At 50.0% G+C, this 22397-nt stretch carries 28 protein-coding genes; 9 read left to right on the top strand and 19 right to left on the bottom strand.

The window, feature by feature from the left end:
- Position 1 precedes the first annotated feature (1 nt).
- The 4 genes from AWQ24_RS06325 to rimM all read right to left on the bottom strand — a co-directional run bounded on the left by AWQ24_RS06325 (position 2) and on the right by rimM (position 5318).
- On the bottom strand, positions 2-1939 hold the full coding sequence (locus AWQ24_RS06325) for an FAD-dependent oxidoreductase (protein ID WP_083993503.1): 1938 nt from the start codon (positions 1937-1939) through the stop codon (positions 2-4).
- 101 nt (positions 1940-2040) lie between these two features.
- Positions 2041-2931 carry a 50S ribosomal protein L11 methyltransferase gene (gene prmA / locus AWQ24_RS06320; protein WP_062433597.1) on the bottom strand — a complete coding sequence of 297 codons (891 nt, stop codon included), beginning with the start codon at positions 2929-2931 and terminating at the stop codon, positions 2041-2043.
- A 62-nt stretch (positions 2932-2993) separates the two neighbouring features.
- Positions 2994-4571 carry a phosphoglycerate dehydrogenase gene (gene serA / locus AWQ24_RS06315; RefSeq protein WP_012306867.1) on the bottom strand — a complete coding sequence of 526 codons (1578 nt, stop codon included), beginning with the start codon at positions 4569-4571 and terminating at the stop codon, positions 2994-2996.
- A 219-nt stretch (positions 4572-4790) separates the two neighbouring features.
- On the bottom strand, positions 4791-5318 hold the full coding sequence (rimM, locus tag AWQ24_RS06310) for a ribosome maturation factor RimM (RefSeq protein WP_030006470.1): 528 nt from the start codon (positions 5316-5318) through the stop codon (positions 4791-4793).
- Positions 5319-5456: 138 nt separating this feature from the next.
- Between rimM and AWQ24_RS06305 the strand changes: the two genes are divergently transcribed.
- Both AWQ24_RS06305 and AWQ24_RS06300 read left to right on the top strand, forming a co-directional pair.
- On the top strand, positions 5457-6014 hold the full coding sequence (locus AWQ24_RS06305) for a thioredoxin family protein (RefSeq protein WP_030006469.1): 558 nt from the start codon (positions 5457-5459) through the stop codon (positions 6012-6014).
- A 149-nt stretch (positions 6015-6163) separates the two neighbouring features.
- Positions 6164-6637, top strand: a complete 474-nt coding sequence (locus AWQ24_RS06300) for a hypothetical protein (RefSeq protein ID WP_012306864.1) — start codon at positions 6164-6166, stop codon at positions 6635-6637.
- Positions 6638-6651: 14 nt separating this feature from the next.
- On the opposite strand, the gene AWQ24_RS06295 is transcribed toward AWQ24_RS06300, so the two are convergent.
- The 4 genes from AWQ24_RS06295 to AWQ24_RS16230 are packed head-to-tail and all read right to left on the bottom strand — an operon-like array spanning position 6652 to position 8533.
- A complete protein-coding gene (locus AWQ24_RS06295; protein WP_065716297.1) occupies positions 6652-7245 on the bottom strand; it encodes an L-threonylcarbamoyladenylate synthase in 594 nt (197 codons plus the stop codon).
- Between the two features lie 3 nt (positions 7246-7248).
- The gene (locus AWQ24_RS06290; protein ID WP_065716296.1) at positions 7249-7902 is read right to left on the bottom strand and encodes a DUF2301 domain-containing membrane protein; all 654 of its coding nucleotides are present in this window, start codon (positions 7900-7902) and stop codon (positions 7249-7251) included.
- A gap of 37 nt (positions 7903-7939) precedes the next feature.
- Positions 7940-8320 carry a phasin family protein gene (locus tag AWQ24_RS06285; RefSeq protein ID WP_012306861.1) on the bottom strand — a complete coding sequence of 127 codons (381 nt, stop codon included), beginning with the start codon at positions 8318-8320 and terminating at the stop codon, positions 7940-7942.
- A gap of 33 nt (positions 8321-8353) precedes the next feature.
- The gene (locus tag AWQ24_RS16230) at positions 8354-8533 is read right to left on the bottom strand and encodes a hypothetical protein (RefSeq protein WP_157096834.1); all 180 of its coding nucleotides are present in this window, start codon (positions 8531-8533) and stop codon (positions 8354-8356) included.
- Between AWQ24_RS16230 and AWQ24_RS06280 the strand changes: the two genes are divergently transcribed.
- Complete coding sequence (locus AWQ24_RS06280; protein WP_012306860.1) at positions 8525-8749, top strand: ferredoxin family protein; 225 nt, start codon at positions 8525-8527, stop codon at positions 8747-8749. The two genes, AWQ24_RS16230 and AWQ24_RS06280, sit on opposite strands and share 9 nt — an antisense overlap.
- An 82-nt stretch (positions 8750-8831) precedes the next feature.
- Here AWQ24_RS06280 and mnmH read toward each other — a convergent pair whose 3' ends face one another.
- From mnmH to AWQ24_RS06265, 3 genes are all read right to left on the bottom strand, one after another.
- Positions 8832-9893, bottom strand: coding sequence for a tRNA 2-selenouridine(34) synthase MnmH (gene mnmH / locus AWQ24_RS06275; protein WP_065716295.1), 1062 nt, complete (start codon positions 9891-9893; stop codon positions 8832-8834).
- A 101-nt stretch (positions 9894-9994) separates the two neighbouring features.
- Positions 9995-10243 (bottom strand): hypothetical protein, encoded by a 249-nt coding sequence (locus AWQ24_RS06270; RefSeq protein ID WP_012306858.1) that lies wholly within the window; start codon positions 10241-10243, stop codon positions 9995-9997.
- A gap of 103 nt (positions 10244-10346) precedes the next feature.
- Positions 10347-11867, bottom strand: coding sequence for a helicase C-terminal domain-containing protein (locus tag AWQ24_RS06265; protein WP_065716294.1), 1521 nt, complete (start codon positions 11865-11867; stop codon positions 10347-10349).
- 124 nt (positions 11868-11991) lie between these two features.
- On the opposite strand from AWQ24_RS06265, the gene AWQ24_RS06260 reads away from it, so the two are divergent.
- A complete protein-coding gene (locus tag AWQ24_RS06260) occupies positions 11992-12564 on the top strand; it encodes a 5-formyltetrahydrofolate cyclo-ligase (RefSeq protein ID WP_232318883.1) in 573 nt (190 codons plus the stop codon).
- A complete protein-coding gene (locus AWQ24_RS06255; protein ID WP_065710523.1) occupies positions 12561-12896 on the top strand; it encodes a YnfA family protein in 336 nt (111 codons plus the stop codon). Before AWQ24_RS06260 ends, AWQ24_RS06255 begins: the two co-directional genes overlap by 4 nt.
- Before the next feature lie 101 nt (positions 12897-12997).
- Here the strand turns inward: AWQ24_RS06255 and AWQ24_RS06250 are convergent, their stop codons facing one another.
- Entirely contained in the window at positions 12998-13237 is a 240-nt protein-coding gene (locus AWQ24_RS06250) for a hypothetical protein (protein WP_030006316.1), read from the bottom strand.
- Between the two features lie 841 nt (positions 13238-14078).
- Between AWQ24_RS06250 and AWQ24_RS06245 the strand changes: the two genes are divergently transcribed.
- Positions 14079-14675 (top strand): Crp/Fnr family transcriptional regulator, encoded by a 597-nt coding sequence (locus AWQ24_RS06245; protein ID WP_065716293.1) that lies wholly within the window; start codon positions 14079-14081, stop codon positions 14673-14675.
- A gap of 9 nt (positions 14676-14684) precedes the next feature.
- Here AWQ24_RS06245 and AWQ24_RS06240 read toward each other — a convergent pair whose 3' ends face one another.
- Entirely contained in the window at positions 14685-15770 is a 1086-nt protein-coding gene (locus AWQ24_RS06240; RefSeq protein WP_065716292.1) for a hypothetical protein, read from the bottom strand.
- Between the two features lie 224 nt (positions 15771-15994).
- Positions 15995-16183, bottom strand: a complete 189-nt coding sequence (locus AWQ24_RS06235) for a CPXCG motif-containing cysteine-rich protein (RefSeq protein ID WP_065716291.1) — start codon at positions 16181-16183, stop codon at positions 15995-15997.
- Between the two features lie 160 nt (positions 16184-16343).
- Between AWQ24_RS06235 and AWQ24_RS06230 the strand changes: the two genes are divergently transcribed.
- On the top strand, positions 16344-16970 hold the full coding sequence (locus AWQ24_RS06230; protein ID WP_012306850.1) for a TetR/AcrR family transcriptional regulator: 627 nt from the start codon (positions 16344-16346) through the stop codon (positions 16968-16970).
- 68 nt (positions 16971-17038) lie between these two features.
- Here AWQ24_RS06230 and AWQ24_RS06225 read toward each other — a convergent pair whose 3' ends face one another.
- The 3 genes from AWQ24_RS06225 to AWQ24_RS06215 all read right to left on the bottom strand — a co-directional run bounded on the left by AWQ24_RS06225 (position 17039) and on the right by AWQ24_RS06215 (position 19344).
- Positions 17039-17548: an inorganic diphosphatase gene (locus AWQ24_RS06225; RefSeq protein WP_030006311.1), complete on the bottom strand. Its 510-nt coding sequence runs from the start codon at positions 17546-17548 to the stop codon at positions 17039-17041.
- A 120-nt stretch (positions 17549-17668) separates the two neighbouring features.
- Positions 17669-17848, bottom strand: a complete 180-nt coding sequence (locus AWQ24_RS06220) for a hypothetical protein (protein ID WP_030006310.1) — start codon at positions 17846-17848, stop codon at positions 17669-17671.
- 179 nt (positions 17849-18027) lie between these two features.
- The gene (locus tag AWQ24_RS06215) at positions 18028-19344 is read right to left on the bottom strand and encodes an ATP-binding protein (RefSeq protein WP_065716290.1); all 1317 of its coding nucleotides are present in this window, start codon (positions 19342-19344) and stop codon (positions 18028-18030) included.
- Between the two features lie 146 nt (positions 19345-19490).
- Here AWQ24_RS06215 and AWQ24_RS06210 point away from each other — a divergent pair, with 146 nt between their 5' ends.
- Both AWQ24_RS06210 and tatC read left to right on the top strand, forming a co-directional pair.
- Complete coding sequence (locus AWQ24_RS06210; RefSeq protein ID WP_065710519.1) at positions 19491-19922, top strand: EVE domain-containing protein; 432 nt, start codon at positions 19491-19493, stop codon at positions 19920-19922.
- Between the two features lie 63 nt (positions 19923-19985).
- Positions 19986-20747 carry a twin-arginine translocase subunit TatC gene (tatC, locus tag AWQ24_RS06205; protein WP_012306846.1) on the top strand — a complete coding sequence of 254 codons (762 nt, stop codon included), beginning with the start codon at positions 19986-19988 and terminating at the stop codon, positions 20745-20747.
- Here tatC and AWQ24_RS06200 read toward each other — a convergent pair.
- A complete protein-coding gene (locus AWQ24_RS06200) occupies positions 20736-21104 on the bottom strand; it encodes a response regulator (protein WP_065716289.1) in 369 nt (122 codons plus the stop codon). The genes tatC and AWQ24_RS06200 overlap by 12 nt on opposite strands.
- 386 nt (positions 21105-21490) lie before the next feature.
- A protein-coding gene (locus AWQ24_RS16045) for an IS5 family transposase (protein WP_157096829.1) occupies positions 21491-22284 on the bottom strand; the annotation gives its coding sequence in 2 pieces (ribosomal slippage) (positions 21491-21951 and positions 21951-22284; 795 coding nt in all).
- Positions 22285-22397 lie beyond the last annotated feature (113 nt).

Here is a 22397-nt window from a genome sequence, read left to right as displayed (position 1 = left end):
TTTAGATTTTAAAAACCCCCTCCGGATTCACCGAGAGAATCGGCCGCCGCTGTATCCCTTCCCGCTGGAGAATGCCATTGGCGGCGAGCAAACCGCTACTGATTGCCCGTTCCATCAAGCCACAGGGGAACGGCATTTTTACCCAATCCCCGGCATACATGAGATTGCTAATTTCGCTTTCGGTGGTGGGGCGATCGCCATAGCTATTGGGGGGATAGCCAGAGAAATTCTTTTGGTTCACCAGTTGCCGATGGAGCACCGTCGCTCCCTTGAGTTCCGGTACAATTTCGTATAGTTCCTGCTCAAAGGTGGCCAACAGTGCCTCTTGGGTCGGAAATTCTTTTTCTTTATAACAGTAAGCATGGAGCTCCACCACACTACCCCCGGTACGGGCGGCCCAATCCTTAAACTGGGTCTGGATTTGGTGATATAGGGTAATGCTATCGGTCAAGGCATAGCCCGACAATGATGCAAACTTACTGTGCTCCCAGGGGAAATCTCGATCCAACCAGAACCGTCCCACCGCAAAGGGATCAGACACCACCAATTGATCAACTTTACGTTCTGCCTCTGGATCCCGGTCTCCCACTAAGCGGGTAAACAAATGGCGAGTTCCGGGCACGTCCGTCGCCAGCACCACATAATCGGCGGCAAGGGTGCCCCGCTGGAGTTCATCACTGGGATTTTCGGCTACTAACTGTACCTGATCAGCTTCACGGGCCTGGACTTTAAAGGGAGCTAAATCCCGTTGGGCGGGGCCACTCAGACGTTTACCATTGGCATCGTAGCGCGCCCCGTGGCAGGGACAGAGAAAAGAGCCATCCGCTTGCCGACCAACGGTACAACCCTGGTGGGTACAGGTTAAGGACAAGCCTTCCTCCGTTGCCGGATTGACCGCATACATTGCATCCCCAGCGCCGTAGTATTCCAGACTGTCATCGGTAATCAATTCATTCTGCTTCGTCCAGAAAGGTACATCCGTTTGCTCGTCTCCCTGTTGGTAGGCGATCGCCTGGATTTTGTTGTCCTGACATTGAATTTCGCTGACGGACACATCGGTCAAAATTTGGCCCCCTTTCGCGCGGATGGCATCGGCAATGGGTTGAACGAGGCTCGTGCCCATGTCATCTACGGTGCCGTTAAACGCTAGGCCCTCTGGGTTCCCGAAAAAGTAGAAGTGAAAAAATTGCAGCAATTCCCCTGTGCTCAAGGTATCGGGGGCATTGAGGCTAGATTTGGCGAAGGGTAAAAAGTAGAGGTCATAAAGGCCCTGGGGAAATTCACCCCGGACCCAATCCGCCACGGTAATAGTGTCGTAGGTGTCGTAGGTACGGGGGATTTTAAAGCCCGTGATCGCGTGAAAAACCTCTAAATGCTTAATTTTCGTGAGGTTAATGCCCCAACGGAGTCGGTTCGGCGAAGAAATGGCGAGATCCACGATATTCCAAGGAAAGGCGGTATTACTGGGACGAAATACCTCTGGGCGATAGCGGTCTGGGTCTTTGAAAACGAGGGAATAAAAATCTAAGGATTGAAAATTGTCGTTGATGCTCAGTTCACTGACCAAGCTCTTGAGGTTGTAATACTGGGGGAAAAAGCCGTGGAAGCCGTGTTCCATCATGAACTCATCTTCACCGACATTAATTTTCCAACTGGCGACCTTGCCACCGAGTTGGGGGGCTTTTTCTAACAGCGTGACCTGAAAACCCCGTTGGCTTAATTCGTAGGCGGCGGCCAGCCCTGCTAAACCGCCCCCAATGACAACGACTTTTTTCCCCTGGGTGTGATAGTGGGGTAAATCCAAGGATTCTTGCTGGTGGATCGTCGGGTGGGGTTTGGCGAAGCGGGTGTACCCGACCATCGATCCGGCGGCTCCCACCCCAAGGAGTTTGAGGGCGCTACGGCGGGAAATGGGGGGAAGGGAAGTGTTGTCACTCATGCCATTCAGTTTAATTGCACATCTAGTGTCAATTATTATGAACTGATTTGCTGGGGGTGGGTTGTTTTTTTCGGCACTTTGTCACATTTGCGCAAAAAGACTTAGTTTCGGCGGATATTGAAGCAACACCATTCGTCTTTCTTCCAGAGGGCGGCGATCGCCCAGCCATTTTGCTCGAGGGTATCGGCGATGGGTTGAATCTGTTCGATCAGAATGCCGCTGAGGATTCCCCAGGTGTCCGGTTTGGCGATCGCCGACATCTTGGGGATTAGCTCAATAATAATTTCCGCCAGGATATTACAAACAATCCCGTCAAAGGGCTCTGGGTACATTTGGGGGAGGGTATCGATGCTACCCTGGGCGACGACCATGCGCTCTGGTTCGATGTTATTGAGCGCCCGATTACTGTTGGAGGCAGTCACCGCCAAAATATCCGTATCCACCCCAAAGGTTTGCTTCGCCCCCAAAAGGAGAGACCCGATGGAAAGAATCCCCGAACCACAGCCAATATCCGCGATTACCTGGGTTTCTGGTTGCTGCCCTAAACGCATTTCTAGGGCTTCGAGGCACAGTTGGGTGGTCTGGTGAGCGCCAGTCCCAAAGGCAGAACCCGGATCGAGGCGCAATAGGAGGCGTTCTGAATGGGTGGGCACTTCTAACCAGGCTGGGTAAATCAACAGGCGATCGCCAATTTCTTGGGGTTGCCAATGGCTCTTCCAGCTACTTGACCAATCTTCCTCATCAATGAGATGCCACTTAACCGCGGGTTTAGGCAAACGGGCAAGTAAAGCATCCTGTTTCAGTAGCAGCGCTAAGGCCGCAAGATCCAAATGATCAAACTCCGCCTGGGGACTGTAGGCACGAATCAGGTAGGACTGCCCCTTCTGCTCCCCCGCCATTCCCCGACAGCCAAAATCATCTAAGCGCCAGAAAATCGTCTCTTCTAAACTCGGGTCGCAGAGGATCTGTAATTCCCACCAGGTTGTTGTCATCTTTTTCCCCTTGTCATTGGCCAGGGGAAAGTATCCAGAGACCTTTCCCCTGTAGCTTAACCTTACAGCTTAACCGTATAGGCATCCCGGATGCCGGTTACCTTCGTAATCTCACTCAGAACGCCTTCTGGCAGCGGATCATCCAAGCTCAGTACCATCACGGCATCACCCCGGACAATCTTGCGGCCCACCTGCATACTGGCAATGTTCACATTAAAGCTGCCCAGCAGAGAACCGATTTTTCCGATAATCCCCGGCACATCCCGGTGGAGCGTAAAGAGCATATAGCCCGTCGGCGGCACATTGATGGGGAAACCATTGATACTGGTAATGCGGATATCCCCATCACTCAACAGCGCCCCATTGACGGAGTGTTCCCCATCGGCCCCAGTGGCTTCTAGGTGAATAGCCCCGGTGTAATCACGTACCGATTCATCACGGGTTTCAATGATCCGGATGCCCCGTTCCTTCGCTTCAATTTCTGCGTTTACATAGTTGACCCGTTCCCGCAATGCTGGAGAAAGTAAGCCTTTAAGAGCAGCTACAACCAAGGGCTTGGCTTCTTTTTCGGCTAAATCCCCTTGGAGGGTCACATTTAATTTTTCGATGCGGCCCCCGGCCAACTGACCGACCATGTTCCCTAGGGTCTCCGCCAACTGGAGATAGGGACGCAGTTTTTCCATGACGTTAGCATTGAGGCCAGGAATATTCACCGCAGAGCGTGCTGGCAACCCTAAAATGACATCCCGAATTTGCTCGGCAACATCAACGGCAACATTTACCTGGGCTTCAGCGGTAGAAGCACCCAAGTGGGGCGTAAGGACGACGTTATCCAAGGCCCGGAGTTCGGATTCACCCAGGGGTTCTTCTTCAAAAACATCCAAAGCGGCCCCACCAAGGCGACCTTCTTGGATCGCTTTAGCAACGGCGGCTTCGTCAACAACGCCACCGCGAGCACAGTTAACAATTCGGGTGGTGGGCTTCATTTTGGCGATGGACTCTTCGCCAATCAAGTGAGTGGTTTCGGGGGTTTTGGGGACGTGGAGGGTAATGTAGTCGGCTTCCCGGAACAGGTAATCGAGATCGACGAGGCGACAACCCAATTGTCCGGCCCGTTCTTCGGAGATAAATGGATCGTAGGCGAGGAGCTTCATGCCTAGGGCTTTACCGACGCTAGCTACGTGGGCACCAATTTTGCCGAGACCGACAACGCCGAGGGTCTTTTTGTAAACTTCTGCGCCGATGAATTTTTTCCGGTTCCATTCTTTGGCTTTGACGGACTGGTTGGCATCGGGGATGTGGCGAGAGAGGGACAACATCATCGCGAGGGCATGTTCGGCGGCGGCAATGGTGTTTCCTTCGGGGGAGTTGACGACGATGATCCCTTGGCGGGTGGCGGCGGGAATATCGACATTATCAACACCGACTCCGGCACGGCCAATGATTTTGAGGTTTTTACCGGCTTCGATCACTTCTTTGGTGACTTTGGTCCCGGAGCGAATCATCAGGGCATCGTATTCGGGAATAATGCTGATGAGTTCTTCGAGGGGTAATCCGACTTTAACGTCTACTTGGGCGACCTGGGAGAGGATATCGATTCCGGCTTGGTCGATAGAGTCGGAAACAAGAACTTTAGCCATAACAATTCGATTAAATATAAATGTTTCGTTTGGGTCGGATACTGCGGGTCGTGTCGCCGGGGGCGGGGTTTGGGGGAAGTTCCCGTGGGCACGAGGGCTACAGATCCTTAAGTTTTTGTATAGAACAAAGGATTATTCTATCCTGACTGCTCACCCTGGACGGATTTTTCCCTGGGGGCGATCGCCTTTTTTCTAGATTTACAGGCGGAGTTTTGGTACTTAAATCTCAAAAAGTCCGGGAGGGGCATCCACTTCCAGGCGATTTTCTACTAGATCAACGACGGGGACAATGGCCTTCACGAAGGGGACAAGGTGCTTTTTCTGGTTGGCATCGGTGACTTCGAGGACGTCCTGGGCCGCCATGTAGAGATCGCTGACAATCCCTAGTTTGGCTTGGGTGTTGTAATCAAATACCTCAAGGCCAATCAGGTCGCTGACATGGTATTCGTCGGCTTCAAGTTCGGGGCGATCGCCAGCCCGCACCAGAACTTTAGCACCCCGGATATTTTCTGCTTGGGTGCGGTCTTGGATATGTTCAAATTTCACGACAAATAAATTTTTACCAGGGATTTGTCGGCCCCGTTCGAGTTCTACCGATTGGGGGTCTTGGTTGGGTAATTGTAACCACCGTTGACCGGGCACTTCGAAGCGTTCGGGAAAATCAGTGCTGGGATTAATCCGCACTTCTCCTTTAAGACCCTGGGCGGCCACCACCTGGCCAATGATGATCCAATCCTGTTCTGCCATGTTGCGCCTCGATGCCTTTTTTAGAGCAATGTGAAAAATGTGGGTTAAAAACTCAGGCTTCTTACTTTATCGGATTTTTCTGACGGAACGCGCCCTTTACAATACTTATAAGTTTTACTTGGAATCTGGCCCTTAGCTATGACTGACACAAATTCTGGACAAAATAAACTCAAAGGTCTCGTAATTGGTTTGGTGGCGATCGCCCTGGCGGTATCCCTCGCCCTGGGGATCAAATTCCAGCCCCCTGCCGCTACCCTCGAAGCCCAGGCCGCCGAAGCTGTGCCCCTCACCGTCGCCCTCGACAATGGTCGCCCGACTTTGATGGAATTTTATGCGGATTGGTGTACCAGTTGTCAGGCCATGGCCCCGGATCTTCGGCAAATCAAACAAACCTACGGCGATCGCCTTAATTTTGTGATGCTCAATGTCGATAACGGCAAATGGCTCCCGGAAGTGCTGAAATACCGCGTTGATGGGATTCCCCACTTTGTTTTCCTTGATGAAACTGGTGAGGCGATCGCCGAAACCATTGGCGAACAACCGCGCAGTATTTTAGAAGCCGACCTCAATGCCCTCCTCGCCCACAACGACTTACCCTACACCTACGACCAAGGCCAAGTTTCTAAACTCGATCGCCCCAATCAACAACCTCGCCAGAGTGATCCCCGTAGCCACGGCGCCCAGGTTAAGTCCTAGGTTTTGGGCGAAAAACTTGCCTCACAAATTTTCCCAGAAAGGTTGGCTATAATTGAAGCCAATTTTAAGGCCCTGGCCCGTTCGTGCTGGTGCCTCAGTTTTCTAAATACCCTAGGTTTCAGGTTACGCCCTGTTTCAGTAAAGTACCTATGAATATTAAGTCTCTCCTCACCACCATCACTTGCTTGTCAGTCGGCTGTCTCGCCCCCAAAGCAGCCCTGGCCCACGCCATTGAAACGAATTTCCAAGTGCGCTTCGATAACTTTGAGCTCCAAAGCACCTTTGGTGATGGCGAAGTTTTCCCCAATGCCCCCGTTACGGTTTACTCTCCAGAAAATCCTGACCAACCGATCATGATTGGTCGCACCGATGAAAACGGGAAATTTAGCTTCAAAGCCGACACTACCAAAGCCGGAGACTGGGCCGTAGAAATTGGTTCCGCCGACGATAGCCACTGGGATCGCCTAATTGTGCCCGTCCAAGCAGAGGGGATCGACGCCAACGCCATTAGCGAACTGCCCCAACCGGAACACAGCCATGATTACTTTGCCTATTCATTCCTAGCGGGAATCGTCGGCTTGGGCCTCGTCTTTGGGATGCGCCAAAACCAAGACCGCGCTTAAACACAAATTATTTTTTACAAATTAAGGCTCACTGCCCCTTGACGGAGAATGCGCCAGCCGGAGCCTGTCCACTGGGCCACCGTCGAGGGCTGTCCACTGCCAATTTTGCTTGTTCGTTCCTGGGTTGTGCAATCAAGCACTGGGATTTCGGGAAATTCTTTGGCGATCGCCGCCATCCATTCGAGGGGGTCGCTACCGGAACGGTTGGCGCTGGTGGTGGCGAGGGGGCCTGTTTCTCGCAAAATCCCTTGGGCCAAGGCCAAATCGGGGACACGCACGCCAATGGTACCGGAATTAGTCGGATTCATTGCCGCTGAAACCTTTTCAGAAGCGGGCAGGACAAGGGTCAACGCCCCTGGCCAATATTGCTGGGCGATCGCCTGCCATTGTGCTTTTTCTGTTTCACTACCCACTACATAGTCCCAAATCTCTGGCAAGGAAGCCGTCATTAGGATCAACGGTTTGTCGGGCGATCGCCGTTTCAATTGATAGATCAGGGGGGCGGCGTCGGGTTTTGCCGCGAGGGCAGGCACGGTATCCGTGGGGAAGCTCACCACTTGGCCATTGTTTGCCTGGTCAACCAGGGCAGCAGCAGTAACGAGGGGCATTAATTATTGGGTTTGTTTGAGATGGTCAAATACACTTTTATCACCAATATCATCGGCGGGCTTTTGTGTAAATTTCCGGGCCGCAAAAATCACAAACAAAACGCTCCACAGACTGAACCCAATTTGGGCAACTTCTAGAGGTAAAAGCTGGGTTAGATGACCGAGTAACAGGAATGGCACCAAAGGCGTCAAAAGCATTGTTTCCAAACGCCGAAAACAAAAACCCTCCTTAAAGAAAATTCCCGTCAAGGCGGCAAAAAGAAAGCCAATGCCCCAGAGGGTTTGGGGTTTTTCTAAAGCGGTGACGAATAGCGGTTCTGGAAAAATGAGACCAAAGACGATCGCCGCACCACAGCCCACAAGCCAAAAGCCCTGGAGCAGTCGGTGTAGAGGAATTAGATAAATATGAATCTTTGCCAAACTGAGACCCAGACCACCACAAAAGGCGACGAATAGTCCAGAAATTAATCCCTGCGTCCAACCCTGATCGTCTAAAGCAATAGCTAAAACAGTACCAAAGCTAAAGGCACCAGCGGCGATCGCCAACCCCAGACGATAAAGAAAAACTTCCTGGCGATCGGCAGCGGTGATCGTAAATTCGCCGTAGTAACCTGTGTAAACTTCCGGGGTTTGGGGTGATAAAGAGGCATCAGACATCGTTATTTCCAGTCATCCATTTCCAAAACAGCTACGTTTATCGTTTCAAATTATTCAGTTCTGCTTGGAGAGATTCCACTTCCCGTCGGAGCCGTTCCGCTTCGTCCATGGCGTCGGTGTTTTCGGGTTCGTCATCGTCAAGGATTTCAATGCGGCGCGGCTCTTTGGTCTCGCTGTTGGAGCTTGTTGTCGTTTCTGGGCTTTGGGGCACCCGCTGTTGGGCCTGCTTGACCATTTCATTGACAAATTTTTTGGCCTCCTCGGCGTTCATCTCCCCTTTTTGCACCATCTCATCGGCGATGACCTGGGCCTGTTCGCGCAGATCATGGATCGTTGCCCCTGCTTTTTCGGCAGCGAGGGAAGCGGCCCCGACCCCAAGGTAAAAAGCTTTTTGTACTAAATCACTGAAGCCTGCCATAGTCTAAAGTCCTGTGTCATCAAGCGTGCTGTTTTAAGCATAGTCGATAAATTTGAGGCTTGGGCTGGGGGCGATCGCCTGTCCCCGTAGCGAAGAGCAATATTCCGGAGCATCCTTTGGGGAGAAATAGCGAAACGTTGATCTTCTTGCAAGGAATCGGTTACAAACAGTAACAACAAGCAGTACATCTTTGAGGAAAAACCCTTGCCCCATTCCATTGTGACTGACGTTTGCGAAGGCATCGCGGATTGTGTCGAAGCTTGCCCTGTGGCTTGTATCCATGATGGCCCCGGTAAAAATGCCAAAGGTACCGATTGGTACTGGATTGACTTTGATGTGTGCATCGATTGCGGCATTTGTATTCAGGTTTGTCCCGTCGAAGGGGCGATTATCCCAGAAGAAAATGCCACGTTACAGCGTACTCCCTAATTGTTGGGACTTGATCTAGATTGTTTTGAGACATAACAAATCCCCGCAGCAGGGGATTTTTATTAGCTGTATTAAATCTCTATTACCTTGAGCCAAGAGTCTTGATAAAGCTCTGAATGTCAGCGGCGTTTAACCCATTGAGGTGAATGGTTTGTTGGGGTTGGCGAAAATGACGGGGCAGCGATCGCCGATAGGTGGGGTCATAATGCGCTTCGAGGATTGCCTCCACAAATTCTGGCCATTGTTGAGCATCGATTAAGTTGTACCAGGCTTGGATTTTGCCCTTGCCATATTTGGGTACGAGGTGACTGAGCAATTGTTTCAGGGTCGCTGGATGTTCGATGAGGTGGGGATATTCCGCGATGAGTAACTTAACCCGTTCGGCCATCGGTAAAACCACTTCCACCACAGGCGATCGCCGCATATTTTCCCAGAGGGGTTTCGGCACATGGATTTTGCCAATGGTCTTACTTTCTGACTCCACCCAAATCGGTCGCCTGGGATCAAAGGCTTGGAGCTGGGCCACCAGTTGCGACTCAAACCACTTTTGCGCAGGCTGTTGCTGGGGGGTTTCTTGCCACATTTGTCCCAACAGAGATCCCCGGTGGGCGGCGAGGGCTTCTAAATCTAAAACCTGAAACTGTTCTGCCTGTAATGCTTGGAGTAATTTGGTTTTGGCGCTGCCCGTATAGCCGCAGAGTACCCGCAAAGACAGGGTCGTTCCGAGATGGGCAAGGGCTTGGCGCACATACTGACGATAGGTTTTGTAGCCCCCCGTTAACAGGGTTGTCTGCCAACCGATTTGGCTCAGTACCGTCGCGAAACTGTGGGAACGCTGGCCGCCCCGCCAACAGTAAATAAGGGGATGAAAGTCCTTGGGCTTCTCTAAAAAATGCGTTTCTAAATGACGGCCAATATTTTGAGATACGAGGGCGGCCCCAATTTTACGGGCTTCAAAGGGTGATCGCTGGGTGTAGATGGTGCCCACCAAGGCCCGCTCTTCGTTACTTAATACCGGAAAGTTGACGGCACCGGGAATATGATCCTCGGCAAATTCCGCTGGCGATCGCACATCAATAATGTCTGTGTAGGGTTGAAAATTCTGATCCCAAGGATTTGTCGTGCTGTGAATCGGAGGAGCCATCGCCACCTAACTTTACGTTGTGAATCAAGCCTTCACCATAACAAAAAGACAGCCACGGGGCTGCCTTGGGGGTTTAGGTTTTAGCACAAGTCTAGGGAGATCTAGAACAGAGGAGATAGGGGCGCGCTAAAGAAGATTGCGGCGAGGGCAAAGGCGACACCACCGGCTAACAACACATTGTTATAGAACCAACCAATTTCTTTTTCTTGGCCAAAGAGGTTTTCTTCTTGACCCGCCGAGAAGAAGAGAGACCAAGCTTGGGTCGCGGAAATGGTGGCGTTGCTGAAGTCCTTACGGAAAATAACGGGGGTGAAGAGATTTTCGGGTTTGTAATTAAAGTTGGTAACCATAAAATTGCCTGTTTTGTTTGTCTATATTAATAATCTTAACATAAGTTTACGAAATATTGCAAATTGTTACAAAGGCATTGACTTTTGTTTGAGCCTTCAAAAATTAATTTCCTAGCCAGTTGGGTTCAAGGTAATTACACACAGAACAGGGCTGGAGGGCATCGAGGATTTGTTGACCGTAGGCGCGGTGGTTGATGCGGTTGTCGAGGATGGCGATTACACTTTGCTCTTGGTGGAGGGGATAGGTAGCCCGTTGCATTTCCTGGAGGGCCGTGGGGAGTAGGTACAGGCGAAACCAATCTTGGCGTTTTTGTTTGTATTGGGCGACGCGGGCTGCCACCAGGGGATTTTCTAGGGACGGGAGAGGGAGGGTGGCGATCGCCATCAGTTGAGGTAACGGGAAGCCCACGGATTGACCATAGAACAAGGGATCCGTGAGCCGCCGCCAAAAGGCCCAACCACAGATCAAAATGCTATCGGCTTGGGGATTTGCTGTTTCTACCTTGACCCGCGACCCAAACTCAGCGGCGAGGGCCGCCCCCATCTGTGCCTGGAGGGGCACGTCGTTAATTAATAAAACAATGGGACGCTTCTGGTGAGGGTGGCGGCGAATTAGATGACGCAGTTGGTGCAATAGTTCCCCTTGGAATTCTGGGGTATTGGGTAAGGGAAGGCGCTGTTCTGGTAGATAAACGCGCACTTGATCCTGTTGACGGGGGGGCGCAAAGTCTACGCAAGTGAGCTGGTCTGGGTTGAGGCCAATTTGTGTACAAAAGCTTGGGGCTTCTCGTTGGGGTTCGAGAAAGCTTCCAATCAATAAAGTCGGCTGCCGTTGCCAGAGGGGTGCAAGGCTTTGGTTAAGGGTTTGAGGAGCTACTTGGAGAGAAAATCGGCCGTCCCGTTGGTGGAGGTGCGCCCAGCAGAGAGGTGACTGGTGACGGTGTTGCCAGGTGGCCGCAAAGGTACGCCAAGCTGCGGGGAGGTGGGGGAGTTGAAAACAGGTGGCCAAACGGCGTTGATTGTCTGGGTCGAGGGGATAGCAATGGTAGGGATTCGGCGATCGCCGCAGTAGTTGTGCCTTTAATTGGTCGTGCTGGCTCTGAATAAAATCCTGCTGGCCGGGGTTTTGTTGCTTGAGCATTTCCCAATCGGCAAGTTGCAGCTGGCAACGGTAAAAATCTTGGGCCCACTGCCATAGCTCATCGACAGGATTAAGAATCGTTGTCACGGGGGCCGGGGGGCGATCGCCAGTCATTCTTCCGAACCATTGGGGAGGGGTTAAAAGCGTAATGGCGCTGGGCTGGGTTTGGTCTCCGGTTTCAAGGATGGCAATGGGGCGCTCGGTTCCCAGTAAACGCTGTAGGCGAGGGATTTCCTCTGCCTGGAGCCAAGTTAACAATAGCTGAGGGACAACGATGGTGACAGGCTCTGAACTCAAGAGGGCAGGGGTCAGATAGCTGAGGGCATAGTCTTCGATACCCGTTCTGGTTTGAATTAGAGCAGAGCGACCTAAGCGTAATCCCCGCGCCACTAACCGGGCCAGGGTTAAATGGTGGGGCCAGGGGCTAGTATTTTGCTCACGGGCGATCGCCACCAGGATTTGGTGTACCTGTGCTTCCATCATGGCGTCACTTTTCCCATTAACACAACAACCCAGAATTTCCTAAGCAAGAATTGATCCCCCCGCAAAAACGCTTTCTAGCCTATCAGAACCCTATTGCAGCGGTAGTGATGGGTCTGGTATATCCATGGATATGGATCAAAAAACCCACTTACGACAAACCTTTAAACAACGGCGGCGATCGCTGCTTGAATCAACTTGGCAACAGGCCAATGCCGCCATCTGTCAGCAACTCCAGGACAGCTTGCTCTGGCAAAATTCCACAACAGTTTTGGGCTACCTATCCCACCACCGAGAGCCCTGTTTACAAGCCTTACTGAGTGCTCCTAAAACCTGGGGATTACCCCGCTGTGTCGGGGACGATCTCGCTTGGCACCATTACCAAATGGGCGATCGCCTGATACCGGGCAAATTTGGCATCCGCGAACCGGAAGCCACGGCTCCTTTAATTGATCTAACGACCATTGATCTAGTGCTAGTACCAGCCCTTGCCTGTAGTCAAACGGGCGATCGCCTCGGCTACGGCGCTGGATTTTATGATCGATTTTTTGCCACCCTACCCCAACCCGTCACCACAGTGGGCATTGTGTTTGAATGTTGCTTTGTGCCAACCCTGCCCAACGATCCCTGGGACGTGCCCTTAGACTATGTTTGTACAGAAAAACGACTGATTAAAATTGCCCAGGAGCTTTCCCAATGACCAGCGTCATCCTCAAATCTTTGCTGTATTTTGTGCTGGCGGGGCTGTTTGAAATTGGTGGCGGTTATCTCGTCTGGCTCTGGCTTAGGGAAGGAAAAAGTTTACCCGTCGCCCTTTTGGGCTGGCTACTGCTGATGGTTTACGGCGTGATTCCGACCCTGCAACCGGCTCACTTTGGTCGGGTCTATGCGGCTTACAGCGGTATTTTTATTGTTTTGTCGTTGCTGTGGGGCTGGCGTATCGACCAAGTTCGTCCCGATAACTACGATTGGCTGGGCTGTGGTTTGGCGATCGCCGGGGTTTTGGTCATGATGTATGCTCCCCGCAATTAAGCGCCGTTAGGATTTTTCGCCCCTGACTTTTGCGAACCCATCAAAAAGCCCCCCAACCAGCTAGGGATTGAGGAGCCAAGTGCTAGGCGATCGCCAAATGATTAGTTAGCGGTTTCTTCGCCTTCAGCAGGTGCTTCTTCAGTCGCTTCACCTTCAGCGGGAACTTCTTCTTCAGTTACTTCACCGTCAACGGGAGCTTCTTCGGTAACTTCACCTTCAGCGGGAACTTCTTCCGTGGTGGTTTCATCGGTGGGTGCAGTGGTCTCAGGGCCGCAAGCACCTAAGAAACCAAGGCTCATAACAGAGGCGATCGCCACCAAGAGAAAACGTTTGATGTACATAATATAAATACTCCTTAATCTAAATTAAGACCAAGTTAAAACAGCTACTAATTATAGCGACGGAAAATTGCCCTTGAGTAGCCGTCAAGTCAAGAACCATAAAGGTTTGAACAAAAATAAAGCTGATCATCAGAAAGGCTAATCAAAACACTATTGCTTTTCTGGTTTTTTCCGCCTGGAGGATCATGATCTTTTTAGCTAACCTAAGCTAAAGCTTTAACAAACGTTTTAGTGAACCGAATCCAATTCTTTCGCTATTAATTCTCAACAACAATTATTGATAAGTAAAACTACTTATTCCCACCAGCCCCGAAGCCCAGAAATTAAGATCAAGAGCCAGTGCTGTTTCGGGTTTTGCAAAAAATGTTGATGGCTCTGGGTAAAAATGATGCGAGTCTCTCAAATTGTCTCTGATATTACCAATATTTTAATTGTGAATTTTAAGAGAATGATTGGTGTTCCAATGTGCCTATTTTCATCAAGGTAATGCTACATTCTAAATAATGACCATGGCTTTCTTAAAATAAAAATTCGAGAAAAATGATTGGATTATTATTGGGACTAAGTGCTTTCTTTTTGGTTACAACCTATGTCACAACTCAATTTGCTGTGATTTATGGCTACTGGGGGTTCAACTCCCTCGTTCAATTTAGTCAACAAGCAATATTTTGGGTCGGGGTTCTCTTCGTGGTTTGGTGCTTTGCAGAAGATTAACCTTAAACTCATGATTACATTTTATTTAACTACCTCCTTTATCCTGGGCAAAGTTTCAATAATTCCTTAACCAAAATTATCTTTTTCAGCAATTATTATTGGCCCAATCTTTGACTTGTGTAAGCCCATGGACGCTGCGGAAAAAATTTGCCATTCTTTCCTCCGGGGTCAGGTGATTCCCCGCTATTCCCAGGATATTTGGCAGGTGGAACGGGGCGTGTTGCAGCTCCGGAGCCATACCCCCGAAGGAACGGTGACGGTATTGGGTTGGCTGCAAAAGGGCAGTTTTTGGGGATCATTTATGACCAAACTGGAAGGGATTGAAGCGATCGCCCTTGTGGACAGTCGTCTGGTGCGCCACTCCGCCAAAGCCGTGAAACAGTCTCCCAGCCTCCAGCAGGAATTACTCCAACAAACCCTCCAGCGCCTCCGTCAAGCCGAATATCTTTTGGCGATCGCCGGTCTCAAACGCATTGAAGACCGCTTAATTTCTTTGCTGCTGCTCCTCAAGGACGAAATGGGCAAATCAGAAGCAACCATCACCCGGCTCCGTTATCGTTTCACGCACCAGCACCTCGCCGATACCATTGGGACGACCCGCGTCACCGTCACCCGACTTTTTAAGGAATTTCAACAGCAAGGCTGGCTAAAAATTGATGGCGATCGCCACATTTTATTATTAGATGATCCTCAAGGCGATCGTCTCCCCCTGCCTCGACTCTAGGTGCTTGCCCTAACCCGAACATTGTTGACGCCACATCACATCGCCAATTTCTCCGCCTCCCGTGCGGGAACCACCCTCCACATTAAAGTAATGATCATAGGAGCCAAACCCTGAGATTACCGCATACTCTGATTTCACATCCCCATAGGTCGGCATTAAACGACCATCGAAAAAGTAAATGGGAAAGCTAGGGGGATCTGTCGGCGTTGTACTGTTTTGCAAAATGAGATTGGCCCTGGGATAGCCCACCGAAATTGAATATTCAAATCGGGCCACCTCTCCCCGCTGCTGATGATTAATAACGCCAATGTAGGGAACAGTCACAAAGCCTTGGGCTGGCTCAAAGCGCAATGACACTTGGGGATTGCCAATGGCTTGAAAGGTCACATTGCCGTTGCGACAAGCTTGGGCATTGTCACCCAGTTGAAGCGTACCTCCAGGCCCAGGCTGAAACAAATCGGGACGATTACCAGGGGGCACCCGCACTGGTTCCGGTGATGCCGCCACAGACCCAATGGCACCAATGGCATCAATATCTGGGCCACCGTAGGGACTACCACTTGTTCGCCAGTCGGGATAATCACGTAAGCGCACGAAGCGATATTGGGCACCAGGGGGCAAATCATTAAACCTCGCTAAATCCACAGAACGGGTAGCGCCTTGAATACGCCCCAACTCGTACCATTGCTGTCCATCTATAGAAATCGCCACGTTGGTGGCCTCCACCGCTGGCCCCACTTCAAAAATGTAAAGATCTGGCCCTAGCACGTCCACCAGGCGATTATTTACGAACTCCACAATCAACGCAGAAGAATTCATTTCATCTGAGGCATTACCGAGGGAGACGTGGTTACCATCTGGAATGCCTAGGGCGCGGGAGCTGTCACGATATTCACCACTGACATTGGTGGCCCCGTTGTATTCCAAGCTCACGACTCGATCTGCAAAGGAGCTGGCCCCCTGGGGAAAATCAATCCCTTGGTAAACTTCGGCTTTCACGGAAACGGCGAGGGGAAGGCTCAAAAATAAGGCACTGCTGAGGCAGATCTTGACAGATGATGGTATCGAACTTTGGTTTTTGGTTGGGACATCCATGGTGGCAATAAGACGGGCACACCACTTCAGTATAGTGAAATAATTCGCCACTACCATCCGCCAAAACTCGGAAAATAACGATAGTAATAGTTAGCGGTATTTTTGCTGTTGTTGAAATATTTTTTGTGGTCAAAGGAGACAAATTTCAATTAAACAGTATTAATCGCTGGGGACTGGAAATTTAATACTTAATTGGCCGTCGATTTGCTTGGAAATACGGGGGATCAATAGGTAATGTCAGTTTCAATGGTTACTTCTAGGGTCTCTTCATCGACCGTAATAAACAGGCGGTTCGGCTGACAACAGACTTGGCAATCTTCGATATAATTTTGGGAAAAACCACCACTGAGATCTACAAAAGTAATGCTTTCTTCGCCACAATAGGTACAAAAATAGTTCGCTGTATTTTCCATAATGAATTGCCCGCTTAGTTTGTTTTTCTGTCACTAAATGTTTCTCAATATTTTCTGGGGGAGCACCTCAAGTTTTATGAAGGCTAAGGGAGGGGATTTCGTCTCCTAAGACACAATAAAAGTAGTTAGATACTGTATATGGGACGTAGGAAAGATGGTCATGTTTCAGCAGCGATCGCCAAAGACAGGATTAGCAGAGAACTGCGCGGCAGACCAGCCCCGGGACCGAATTTTAAAGGCGGCACTACAGTTATTCGCCCAAAAGGGATACGAAAAAACCACAACGAAGGAATTAGCCGCCAAGGCCCAGGTGGCAGAGGGAACTTTGTTCCGTCACTTTAGCAACAAAAAAACCATCCTCGTGGAAGTGGCGACCCTCGGCTGGATGGATCTCCTCACGGATTTTTTAACGGAAATGAGTGAGATGGGCAGCTACAAGGCGATCGCCCAGGTGATGCGCCATCGGATGCTGAATATGCACAAAAATAAAAATCTGCTCAAGGTTTGTTTTATTGAAACCCAAGCCCACCCAGAACTCCAGGAAAAAATCCAGGCAGAAGTGATCGATAAAATGACGGGTATTGCAGAGGCGTTTTTCGAGTCGGCCATGGAAAAGGGCATTTACCGGAAAATGAACCCCCACATTGTCGCCCAGGTCTTTTTGGGGATGTTTGCGATCGCCGGCTTTTCTGACGTGACCATCGCTGACCCCCACGCCACCCCAGAGTCACTCCGGGAAATGGCAGAAGGCATCGCCGACATCTTTCTCCATGGTGTTTTGGCCTAGAACCCAAAGCAAGGGGCGCATCCCAATAAGAACACGCCCACCCTTAAACATTGTCAATTTACAGCACTCTATTTGTAAGCTTTGACGCACTCTTCCACGAGGGGCGCAACGGCATCGATGTCTTTCCAGCCTAAAATTTCCACTTCTTTTTTCTCCAGATTCTTGTAGGAGGCAAAGAATTCGGCAATTTCATCTAGGCGGTGCTGGGAGATCTGTTTGATGGATTTAATGTCGTTGTAACGGGGATCTTCGGCGGGAACACAGAGAATTTTTTCGTCGCGATCGCCACCGTCGATCATTTCCAACATCCCAATGGGGCGGGCAGCGATGACACAACCGGGGAAGGTCGGTTCGTCCATAATCACCATCCCATCGAGGGGATCGCCATCATCGGCGAGGGTATTGGGCACAAAGCCATAGTCGTAGGGATATTTCACCGAAGAAAAGAGCACCCGGTCGAGGGCAAAGGCATTCATATCCTTATCGAACTCATACTTGTTTTTGCTGCCGCCGGGAATTTCGATCAAAACATTAATCAAACCAGCTTTCGGTTGGGCAGGAATCCGAGATAAATCCACGGGTAATTTCTCCAAATATATCCAGAACAAAGGGTTGAGGCGGCCCTAAAACACTCTAAAAAAGTGCGAGGCGATCGCCCTCAAGCATTCTACACAGAAGCGGTTCCTTTGCCCGCAGGATTATTCCAATAACACAGAGGAGGTGAGATCCGGTGCGAGGTTCTGGACAGGTCGGTCGGAGTAATACCCAATAATCAGTAGGGGAATGGTCAAGGTCAAAAGGGCGATCGCTGTACCAAGCAGATCAGACCATCGGGGGGAAGGGTCGGCAGGTTTGCCGGGAGAGCCACTGGAGTCCATAGGTGTCAGGGCCTGCTAACACAATTGTTAGGAAGCCAATGTTTTTAAAAAACTAAAAAATTAAGTGGTTAAAGAAGGTGCTGTTATTCTAACTAAGAATTGGCCCAGAACTGTGTTGGGTTTGACGATTTTCGCTACCCTTAAGATTTCTTTAATCGTTGGGGTCTTTTCATCACAGGCTATTGGGACGAATTCAAGGCTTGTTCTGCCACCAAAAAATCAACAAATTGGCGGGCGGTTCGGCCGGAACGACCATTGTGGCGGGTGGCCCATTGCTTCGCTTGAAAATCCAACTCAGCCGGAGCCAAATTTAAACTAGCTCTTTGGGCTAAATGGTGGACGATTTCTAAATAGGTGGCCTGATTAGCCGGGGCAAAGGTCAGGGTCAACCCAAAGCGATCACTAAAGGATAATTTCTCTTGAACCGTATCCCAGTGGTGAATTTCTTCTGCTTGACTGGGTCGGGGCCGTTCCTCAAAGAATTCCCGCACCAGATGACGGCGATTGGAAGTGGCATAGACGACCACATTACTTGCCTTAGCCCGGATACTGCCTTCGAGCACCACCTTGAGGGACTTAAACACTTCATCATCCTCTTCAAAGGACAGATCATCAACGAAAATAATGAATTTTTGGGGTTGTTGCCGGAGGATCTCCACAATTTGCGGTAAATCTCCCAGACCTGTTTTGTCCACTTCAATTAGTCTAAGGCCCTGGTCATAGTAGGCCCCTAACAAGGCTTTTACCAGGGAAGATTTACCAGAACCACGACTCCCGTACAGGAGGACATTCAACGCCGGTAAACCCTGGAGCAGGGCTTCGGTATTACGAATCAAGGCAGTTTTTGGCTCAGGGTAGCCCACAATGTCGGCGAGGGGGAGCCATTCGGGATCAATGACAGGTTGCAAACTTCCTTCAGCCCAGCGGAACGCACCATATTGGCTAAACTGGCCTGCGCCATGGCGATGGTAATAACCAGCCAACTGCTCCAGGGAGTCGGGCCAAGCGTCGTGGGAATGGAGAAAAGCAGAATCTTTGATGGGCGATCGCCGCCAAGGGGTGAGGGTTGTGGCGACCTGGGTCGCAACGGTGACCCAATAGCGGACGGTTTCGGGTTCGCACGAATACACTTGGTGCAAAATCGTCAGGTCATGGCGTACCGCTTCCTGGAGGGAACGGCTCATTTCCCCTAGGGATTTCACCTGGGCCTGACGACTAAAGGGATTATCGTCCTGGAGAATGCGCCCCACAAGCCAATCTTGCCAACTCACATCGGCGATCGCCAAAGCTTGAAACCAGCGCCCATAGCGTCGCAAGCACTGAATACTGGCCGTTGACCCGGAGGATTGGGCTGCTTGATCTGAATATAAGCTTTCTAACAACGCCAAAAAGGTCTGACCAACTGGATCCGCAAACACCCCCTGAAAAATCAGTAAAGATGCAATTTGCGGATAAAGTAGCCTGGTGGAAATTGTGTTTGAAGCGGGAGCAACCATAAAAATATCTGCCGATGTAATGGGCTAGAAGAATCCAGATGAACTGTGCTGATAGCGCTATACCATTCTGCTAAGAATTTACCGCATTGGGGAAATGGCGGTATTGTATTCCTCAGCATCCTTTACATTTTCTCAATCTGGATCAGATGGCATATTGGCTTTTTCAAGGGAACCCCCGCTATCATCGTGTACTTGATGCCATCCGTGAACAAACGGAAATGCCCTGGCTTGTGACCCGCTACAAAAACAAAATTCAAGTCGGTGATGGCGTTTTAATTTGGATGGCCGGTGAAGCTGCCGGCATTTATGCGATCGCCGAAATCATTAGTCTCCCCACAGTTATTTCCCCCAAAGACATTCAAGACCGCGACTATTGGACGGATCCCAAGCGACTCCGGGCCGATAAACCCCGCAGCCAAATCCGCTTTATTCGCAAGCTCCTCGGTCAACCCCTACGCAAGATAGAATTGCGATTTGATGGCATCCTGCGCGATCTCGATGTTATCCACACGCCCAGCAGTACCAATTTCAAAATTACCCCCGAACAATGGCTGCGGGTGCACCAACTGAAAGGCTGATTTCCCCTAACTTCCCCAAAAACCTCCGTTAAAATAAAACTCTGCTGTGCACCTTTCTTCACCATGACCTCGACCCAAAGTAAAATGCCCCCAACCGAGTCCCCAGATCCCATGCGGGAGATCCCCGATGAAGCAGAAATGTCCTTTTTCGATCACCTCGAAGAACTCCGCTGGCGCATTTTTTATTCGCTGATTTCCGTTGTTGTCGGTTGGGTCGGTTGTTTCTTTTTTGTCAAACCCATCGTCCAGATCTTAGAAGCGCCTGCTGCTGGGGTGAAATTCATCCAGGTGGCCCCCGGCGAATTTTTCTTTCTCTCGTTTAAAGTAGCGGGCTACACCGGCGCTTTACTGGCGAGTCCTTTTATCCTGTACCAAATTATTCAGTTTGTTTTGCCGGGGCTAACCAGGGGAGAACGGCGTCTTCTCGCTCCCGTTGTCTTGGGGTCTGGTGTGCTATTTTTTGCGGGCTTGGCCTTTGCCTACGTGGCGCTGATTCCAGCGGCTTTGAATTTTTTCATTACCTATGGTGCTGATGTCGTAGAGGCGGCCTGGTCCATTGAGCGATATTTTGAGTTGGTGCTGGGTCTAATGTTTTTTACGGGGCTAGCGTTTCAGGTGCCTGTGGTGCAAATGATCTTGTCTTGGCTGGGGATTGTTTCTTCGAGCCTGATGCTCAAGGGTTGGCGCTTTGTCGTTCTGGGGGCAGTGGTGCTCGGCGCGGTGATTACGCCCTCGACAGATCCGATGACCCAATCGCTCTTGGCTGGGGCCGTCCTGGGCTTATATTTTGGCGGCATTGGCATTGTGAAACTTTCAGGACGCTAGGGGCTTGGCGATCGCCTGCAGTACAGCAGCCATTAATTCGGGGCGACCAAAGGGTTTACGGAGAAAAGAATCGGGCTGTGGCACAGAATATTCTGGTAAGGCATCGGCACTGATCAAAATAAACGGAATTTTTTCGGTGGATTGATCATGGCGCAATTGACCAAAAATTTCTTGGCCATCGAGACAGGGCAAGCGAAAATCACAAATAATCACGTCTGGTGTTAGTCGCCGCGCTAAATTAACCCCCAGGGCACCATTTCCTACGCCCGTCACTGCATAGCCTTCAACGATTAAAGAAATCACCAAGCTACCTCGCAGATCAGATTCATCTTCGATCACTAAAATTTTCGGAATCATGATGTGTCACCAAGGGAAACAATGATTTTTGAGGAGAAAATTCAAGACTCTTTAGTGAGCCTAAATCAGGGAAAAATACGACGGATCTCAATAGTCAATAAAAGTTGTAATAGGTCGGTCTGGCTGAGAAAAAATATGATTGCTCAAGAGAAATTTGGCAGAAACAGCTACGGCAGAAAAAGTAATTTTGCAGCGTTGACCTAACTTGCTTACGCTACTGATCATAGAGGCGACCTTGCTTGGAAAAAATAAACCCTAATGAACATTTAAGGTTTCCCAGAAGCAAACTTAATGAATTTTGCTTTTTTTAACTTGCCTGTGGTTTTGTAACTAATTTTCTAAAAAAATATTGCGATTTGCTGAGAGCCTATCTATAAAGTAAATCTTTAGGTAACCAATCGCCGTAGCATTAAGCGAGTCATGCAAGCATAAATTGCCGCCTCCGATACTTCGGGGAATTTTTCATATTCCTTACTCAGACGACGATACCAATTCAACCACCCAAATGTTCGCTCCACAATCCACCGTTTTGGTAGCATCTGAAATTCTCGCCCCTCTCTTTTGATTACTTCTACTGTCGCCTGTATCATCAGCCAAATCCCCAGTCCAAAGACCTCGCCACGATATCCGGCGTCGACCCACATTAATTTCACTCTCTCTAACAACTTTGGCTGTGTTTCTAATAACTCCATCACCGCCGCCTTTGCTAAGGTTCGTTCTGAGGCATTCCCCTCTGCCACCATGGCTTTATAGACCAGACCTAAGCTATCCACCAACAGGCCCCGGCATCTTCCCTTTACTCTTTTGCCTCCATGGAAGCCAAATACCTCCCCCTTTTTTCCGTCGTTTTTATCGACTGAGCATCTACGATTAACACACTTGGTTGTACTGATTTACCTACTTGTTGTCGACATAGGCCGCGCAGAGCATGGTTAATGCTTTCCCATACCCCTTTCCTTTGCCATTTTCGATAGTAGTAGTACACCGTTGGGGAGGGCGGGAAATCCTTTGGTAAATATTGCCACTGACAGCCTGTTTTGAGGAGATAAAAGATACCATTGCAAACCCGTCTCATGTCAGTAGTCCGAGGATGACCACCGGGTTTGGCGGGGGGAATCAAGGGTTGGATTAAGGCCCATTCTGCATCGCTCAGGTCGCTAGGATAGACTTTATCTGTCATGGGTCAAAGCCTCACCACAACGCTCAGTTACCAACCAATCTAGCCTCTATCTTTTCCAATTTTCATCTTTTTTATCTTTACTTTATAAATACCCTCTGAGAGTTGCATCGAAA

It is taken from the genome of Picosynechococcus sp. PCC 8807 (assembly GCF_001693295.1).
Lineage (GTDB): Bacteria > Cyanobacteriota > Cyanobacteriia > Cyanobacteriales > MRBY01 > MRBY01.
Note: the sequence above shows the minus strand (reverse complement) of the source record. Positions and strands in the feature narration are given on the sequence as shown.